The 6,854-nt window shown below is 43.0% G+C and carries 5 protein-coding genes; 4 read left to right on the top strand and 1 reads right to left on the bottom strand.

The features are described from left to right. The coding region (locus tag AACS98_RS02965; RefSeq protein WP_198161115.1) for a WD40 repeat domain-containing protein at positions 1 to 1,325 on the top strand (1,325 nt) is incomplete at its 5' end. Positions 1,326 to 1,446: 121 nt separating this feature from the next. Here AACS98_RS02965 and AACS98_RS02960 read toward each other — a convergent pair. Then, positions 1,447 to 1,713 carry a hypothetical protein gene (locus tag AACS98_RS02960; RefSeq protein ID WP_066376150.1) on the bottom strand — a complete coding sequence of 89 codons (267 nt, stop codon included), beginning with the start codon at positions 1,711 to 1,713 and terminating at the stop codon, positions 1,447 to 1,449. A gap of 198 nt (positions 1,714 to 1,911) precedes the next feature. On the opposite strand from AACS98_RS02960, the gene AACS98_RS02955 reads away from it, so the two are divergent. The 3 genes from AACS98_RS02955 (at position 1,912) to AACS98_RS02945 (ending at position 6,849) form a co-directional block, all read left to right on the top strand. After that, on the top strand, positions 1,912 to 2,682 hold the full coding sequence (locus AACS98_RS02955; RefSeq protein WP_066376148.1) for a ParA family protein: 771 nt from the start codon (positions 1,912 to 1,914) through the stop codon (positions 2,680 to 2,682). Then, positions 2,682 to 3,755 carry a ParB/RepB/Spo0J family partition protein gene (locus tag AACS98_RS02950; protein WP_066376163.1) on the top strand — a complete coding sequence of 358 codons (1,074 nt, stop codon included), beginning with the start codon at positions 2,682 to 2,684 and terminating at the stop codon, positions 3,753 to 3,755. Before AACS98_RS02955 ends, AACS98_RS02950 begins: the two co-directional genes overlap by 1 nt. A 229-nt stretch (positions 3,756 to 3,984) precedes the next feature. Next, a complete protein-coding gene (locus AACS98_RS02945) occupies positions 3,985 to 6,849 on the top strand; it encodes a DEAD/DEAH box helicase (protein ID WP_066376146.1) in 2,865 nt (954 codons plus the stop codon). Positions 6,850 to 6,854 lie beyond the last annotated feature (5 nt).

The following is a 6,854-nucleotide window of genomic DNA, read 5'->3' as shown; positions in this document are numbered from 1 at the left end:
CCCAAACTAATGTGCTGGCCAGTGGGAGTTCTGATGCAACGATAAAACTGTGGGATATCAATACTGGTAAATGTTTGAAAACCCTAGATGGACACTCAAATATAGTGCAATCAATCGCTTTTAGTAATAAAACTAATGTTTTGGCCAGTGGTAGCTCCGATGCCACTGTAAGACTTTGGTCTGTTCACACGGGTAAGTGCCTGAAAACTTTGCAAGGGCATACCAGGGCAGTACGCTCAGTTGTTTTCAATCATGAAGATGAGATACTCGCCAGTGGTAGTCACGGGCAAGCAGTGAGGCTATGGAGTACTGATAATGGTGAATGTTTGAAAATCTTACAAGGATATTCTAACGCCTTTTTTTCAGTGATTTTTAGTCCTAAAGACGAGATACTTGCCAGTGGTAGTTCTGATGCAACTGTAAGACTGTGGCGTATACAAACAGGTGAATGCTTGAACACTTTGCAGGGACATAATAAATGGGTAAATTCGGTCGTCTTTAATTCCGAAGGATATATCCTTGCCAGTGCTAGTGATGATACAACAGTAAAACTGTGGGATATTAAGAGTGGTCAATGTCTGAAGACTTTGCAGGGGCATACAAAAGCAGTATTTTCAGTGGTATTCAGCCCTGAAAACAAAATACTTGCCAGTGGTAGTTCTGATACAACTATAAAACTTTGGGCTACTGATACAGGTGAACATCTGAAAACTTTGGAAGGGCATAGTAGTCGAGTGTGGTCGGTCAGTTTTAGCCCAAATGGTAAAATTCTTGCCAGTGGAAGCGGCGACCAAACAGTGAATTTATGGGATATTGAGACTGGTCAAAGGTTGAAGACTTTGGAGGGGCATACTGATGCAGTACGCTCAGTTGCCTTTAGTCGCAATGGTAAAACTCTTGCCAGTTGCAGTGATGACAAAACATTAAGGCTATGGGATGTTAGTAGCGGTAGATGCTTAAATATTTTTCAGGAACATAGGGATTTAATATTTTCACTCACTTATAGCCCAGATGGAAAAATTCTTGCCACTGGTAGCGGTGACAAAACAGTAATGCTATGGGATATAGAGACAAATCAATGTTTGAAAATTTTGCAAGGGCATACGAATATGATACGCTCAGTTGCCTTCAGTTGTGATGGTAAAACTCTTGCCACTTGCAGTTGGGATGGAACAATAAAGCTTTGGGATGTTAAGACAGGAGAGTGCTTAAAAACCTTAGCAGATAGACTTTACGAGGGCATGAATATTACTGACGTTATTGGATTAACGAAAGCTCAGAAGGTCTCTTTGAAAACTTTGGGAGCTGTTGAAGACGAAGAGTGAAGGAAACATATTGCGATTGTTCCGATGCGTGACAATATTCGCACAGAAACTTGGCTCGTTGACGTACTTGATTTTGAGTAGCTTCACTGATGTAACGATTTGCAGACAAATCTCTGATTCCCTATAATTCACTTTGGTTTTGAGTTAACGATGAATTTCTGAGCATCCGATTCACAAAACTCAAATAATCGTCTAATTCCTCATATTCATCTAATTCTTTTTCTTCCTCTGAAGTAAGTGCAGATTCTTTTTGCTTAATCAATAATGCTTCAATTCGTTCCTGTACTAAGCTGGAAGCTCGAAATATCGGCACTCCTTCTACTAGCTCAATGCGAACAGCACCGTCTAATGGTAAAGTGTTGGGCAGTGTAACAATTTCATAGGTCAATTGGTTGTCATAGCATTTATCTTAAAATATATAGTCCAGGTGATAGTGACCCTGTTCAATCTACAGACGGTGAAGTTATATAAAATCTACTGAAATTTCCATCTCAAAATCAACTTTTTTCACCTTCACCACGTACACTGGAAACTAAAACCAAGTCGGTTGACCCTACCTCAACGTATCTTCTAGGAACAAAAGCCAGTGTCAACTACTAACCAGCAATGCCGCATTATAGCCCTGTTTAATCAGGCGGGTGGTGTCGCCAAATCGACACTGACCCAAAACCTGGGATACCACCTAGCAAAGCGAGAACACCGCGTTCTTCTCATCGATATTGACCCCCAAGCCTCATTGACCAAATTCATGGGGCTAGTGCCATCTCAGTTACAGAAAACTGTTGCTGATGCCATTATCAACGAGCAGCCCTTACCGATTCATGAGGGCATTCACGGTATGGATTTGGCTCCAGCAAGCAGAGTTCTGAGTGGGGCAGAAATGCAGTTAGTCAGTGCTGCCATGCGCGACCTGCGCCTCAAGGAAGCCATTGAACCTATTTTAGAAGAATACGACTTCATCCTTATAGATTGTCCGCCCAGTTTAGGATTACTTTCTTACATCTCGTTAGTCGCAGCCACACACGTTCTCGTCCCAGTCGAAACCCATCTCAAAGCCTTCGAGGGAACAGACGAACTGTTACAAACTATCACCCACGTAAAAAATAAAGCTAACCGGAAAATCCAAATAGCAGGGTTCGTTCCTACGCGGTATGCTCACCAGAACTCAGCCGATAAACGCGCATTAGCAGCGATACAAGAACAACTTTCAGCCTGGGGTCGGATTTTTCCCGCTATACCCAGAGCAACCGCTTTTGTCGATGCGACAGAAGAACGTGCGCCCCTAGCAGTATTTGACCCTAAACATTCTGTAGTCAATATCCTTGAAGAAATAGCTTTGGCTTTGGAGGCTTTGTGATAAGACGTAAGCAAACTGATAAACCCTTTAGCGGACAAATTACAACTCCACCCCCAGCACCTTGGTTAGACTCACCGGATGCAGAAACATCAAGAGCTACCGAAACTACTATCAAGCTAGAAGATATAGTTCTACCCCCACACCAGCCCAGACGCTATTTTGACCCACAAGCATTAAAAGAATTAGTAGAGTCAGTCAAACAGCATGGCATCCTTCAACCTCTGTTGGTGCGTCCATTAGGTAGCGGGAAATACGAATTAGTAGCAGGAGAGCGACGTTATCGGGCAGGGCAGGAAGTAAAACTTGAAGCTGTGCCTGTGGTTGTGCGTGAGCTATCAGATGACCAAGCGTTTCAGTTGGCTTTAATTGAAAACCTACAACGAGAAGACCTTAACCCTGTAGAAGAAACTGAAGGTATCTTACACCTGTTAGCAATCCGGTTGCATTGCGATATAGAAGCTGTCAAATCCTTGCTGTATCGAATGAAAAACGCTCACAGCAAAGGAGAACAGCAGCCACCAGACTCATTAGATGAATCTAGGAGAAACGTTTCTCCTAACTCAGAATCAACAGAATCTCTTGATAACATTTCTGACAATTTAGACTCGGAGACAGAATCTAGGAGAAACGTTTCTCCTAAAGTGGATTTGGAGCAAGCAAAGACGGTACAACAGGTATTTGAGAGCCTGGGGCTGATGAATTGGCTATCGTTTACCACCAAGCGTTTACCTCTGCTCAATCTGCCCGAAGACATTTTAATGGCACTGCGAGAAGGCAAGTTGGAATACACCAAAGCCCAAGCATTGGCACGGGTAAAAGATGAGGAAGTGCGAAAACAACTCTTGTCAGGAGCGATGGCTAACGATTGGTCTTTAAGCCAAATCAAAGAACAAATTATCGCCAACACTCCTGATGAACCATCTGCCTCATCTAAAACACCTAATCAAATACCAGAACGGCTAAAAGATATCACCCAGCGCATTAAAAAGCGGCAGCTATGGAAAGAACCACGCAAGGAAAAACAGCTAGTAAACCTTCTAAACAAGCTAGAAGCATTACTTGGGGACGAGTGACTTAGTAAAAGTTGTCAAGGGATTGCAGATTGCCGAGGGCAGATTGTAGATTGAATAATAGTGCAGATTGGGAGCAGGAAGATTGGAGATTGGGATTAAAAGCTTTCGGCTTGTTCTTACTCAATCTTAAATCTACAATCTCCATTCTCAAATCTTTGGTCAGGTAATCTCTACGAATAGAGTTTAAAAAACCTGTGATTCATGATTGGGTGAGAGGGGAGAAACAGAGATGGCGGAAGCTTCACAGATTCGAGCATTACTCAAAGCTTGGTTAGATTACATCCATGTTGAAAATTTGAGTAATGCCAAAGTAGAAGCTGACGAATCTACTCAGCCCAACATCTGGGATTCTCTTGTAAATCTGGTGGGGGATAAATTATTAATAGACGAGTCTTTATTTAAAGAACTAAAGCAACAGTTTAAAAATTCAAAGAACAAAGTTCAAACAGAATTACCATCAATTGCTGTAGCTTTCCCCCAGATTTATGAAATTGAAAGCAATCGCCGTCAATTTCGCCCATTGTTCACCATCAATGTTTCTCCTATCTTTGAGGGCAATTATCGCAGTAGCGGCTGGGATTTAAAAGAGTATGAATTTCAGCCTGTTATTCCCAATTTGATGCAGTGGTACGGGCTAGAGGAAGAAGCGGCTGAGTCCCTGGTGACAAGGGAGGGGTTGAAAGTTTTTCTCGAAACTACTTTCAATCGTCCGTTTAAGACGCTACAAGATTTTATGGGGCTGATTGAATTACCGCCGTCGCCTGTGCGGTCAAAACTCCTCCCTTATTTACTGGATTTTGAATACGCTCCTTTCAATTACAACCTCAAAAAAGATTTTCAAAAAATCAGCGAACAGAATTATTTTCATTGGTCAAAACCAGGACATCCAGCTTACGAATATCTGTTTGGTCAACCAAAAGAACCTCAGCATGAAGTGTTGTTTTTAGGTGGTTTTCCTAACTGTGTTCCCGATGACTATCAAGCAATTGCTCTCAAACATTCACACTCAAACCCTGCTACTGCTGTGATTGGCCCACCGGGGAATGGCAAGACGACCCTGCTGCTGCATAAGATAGCCCAGCAGGTGGTACTGAGAGCCGTGGAATTAGCCTCAACTGATCGAGATAGAAGTAACCTAACTGTGGTAACAAGCACTAACAGATTTGCTGTAAAGAACGTTGAGAAAATCCTAGCCAGTAACTTGGACTCTGAGCGTTTCTACTTATCAGGAGGGTCAAGGGATTTAGTAGAGAGCCAAGTGTTACCTAAATTGCAAGCTGCACTCGACTGGTTAACCAAAGAAACGTTTAATTACGATGAATGGGAGTTAGCAAAGCAACAATTGTTAGCGGGTGTTCAGCAAATAGAATCTTATAAAAAACAAGACGAAGATGAGCTTCAGCAGAAAAGGGTTGATGAGCAACTATTAGAGGAACTATGCCAAGAAATACGATGGTTTGAGTCGGCGATAAAGACTTCTGTTATTGAGCCATCATCATTAGAATCCTCACGCGACTATTCTAGGTTTCCAGTAGAAGCCTACCAGCAGATAGGGCAACATCTTGACAGTGCTAGGCGTTCTTTATCGGCTAAAGGTTACAGGGAACCATCTAGTAGAAACGCTAACTGGTTTGTACAGATTTTGCTGAGGATTAAACGATTCTGGCAGTCGATAACCAAAACTAGCCCTCGTTATGTTCTCAAACGGTTACATAAACAAATAGAAATGCCTGTGCTGGCAACGCTGGCTACTCCATTCCCCTTTGAAATGCCACTCACCACTGAATCGCTCATGGCAGCAGCGCAAAGTGTTGAGGGACTATTAGCAGAAGCATTGAACTGGCAGAAACAACAGAGTAGCCTTGATAGCACACAACAGCAGCTAGATTTATTACAGCAACAACTCACTAACCTCATTTACCGCCGAGGAGAGGTGGAAGACCGACTTGCTACTTATCCCACCAAAGATTTTTACAGCCGTTTCTACAGCGAATTACACGCGCTGCAAGTAGATTTATTTGAGTGGGCTTGGCAATTTCAACAGCAGGAAGCTAGGCGACGGAAAGATGAGGTAACAACATCTATCAGGACTTACATTGCATTATTGAATGGGGAATGGGAAGCTTACCGCCAGTTTAGCTCAAATTGGAGAAACATTTATCGGGATATCAGCCTGTTATTTCCAGTGTTCCTTTGCAATTTGCACTCCATCCGCAATTTGTTACCCTATCCCGATAGTGGCTGTATTGACCAAGTAATCGTAGATGAAGCGGGGCAGATTCCACCGTATCAAGTTTTTCCGGTTTTGGTGCGGTGTAATCGGGCTTTAGTTGTAGGCGACCCGTTGCAATTGGAGCCAGTTGTTAATTTAAGCGACCAGAAGAAAGAGGAATATCGTAGTAAGTCGTTTCTAGAACAGGGGCTAACGGATGTAGATTATGACCGCTACAGCCCTACTGCTACCACAGCTTATCATCGAGCGGCTGGGGCATTAGGGCAACCTGGGGATATTGGTCAGGGGATTATCCTTAAGTACCATTACCGTTGCGCTCCGGTGATTGCTGATTTTTGCGATCGCCTGTGCAATTACGGCATGATCATCAAAACTGAGCCTAAAGCTTCTCGGTTGGGTACTAACTTGATTGCTTGCAATGTGGAAGGAAAACTGGAGAACAACGTTAATTGGGCAGAAGTTGATGCAGTAGAAGCGTTGATTGAGGAGTTGTTAGCGGCGGGTTATTGCTTAAATTCTCCTGACTCTGACAACACAATTGGAGTGATTTCACCTTACCGCCGTCAAGTAAATGCCCTGACTCAACGTTTACAATCTCGTTGGACTAATTTTTCAGACAAGAGCATTGGCACAGTTCACACGTTTCAAGGTGGTCAGAAGTCAGTGATAATTTTCTCGACTCGCCAATGTCAACCAACTGATAGTCTCTGGTTTATTAATCGCCGACCTAATTTACTGAATGTGGCTGTGAGTAGAGCGCGAGAACTGTTTATCCTGGTGGGGAATTTGGGGCGAATTTCTGAAGGGGGGTATACGAGAGAGTTGGTGGAATATGTTAGGGAATTTGGGGAGATGCGATAATTTTA

It is taken from the genome of Anabaena sp. CA = ATCC 33047, assembly GCF_963870205.1.
Taxonomy (GTDB): Bacteria; Cyanobacteriota; Cyanobacteriia; order Cyanobacteriales; family Nostocaceae; genus Trichormus.
The sequence above is the reverse complement of the archived record's forward strand: the minus strand, read 5'-3'. Positions and strand labels throughout refer to the sequence as shown.

Bases quoted from the DNA above. Each gene is read 5' to 3' on its own strand.
- AACS98_RS02945 (WP_066376146.1), top strand. From the start codon at position 3,985: ATGGCGGAAGCTTCACAGATTCGAGCATTACTCAAAGCTTGGTTAGAT.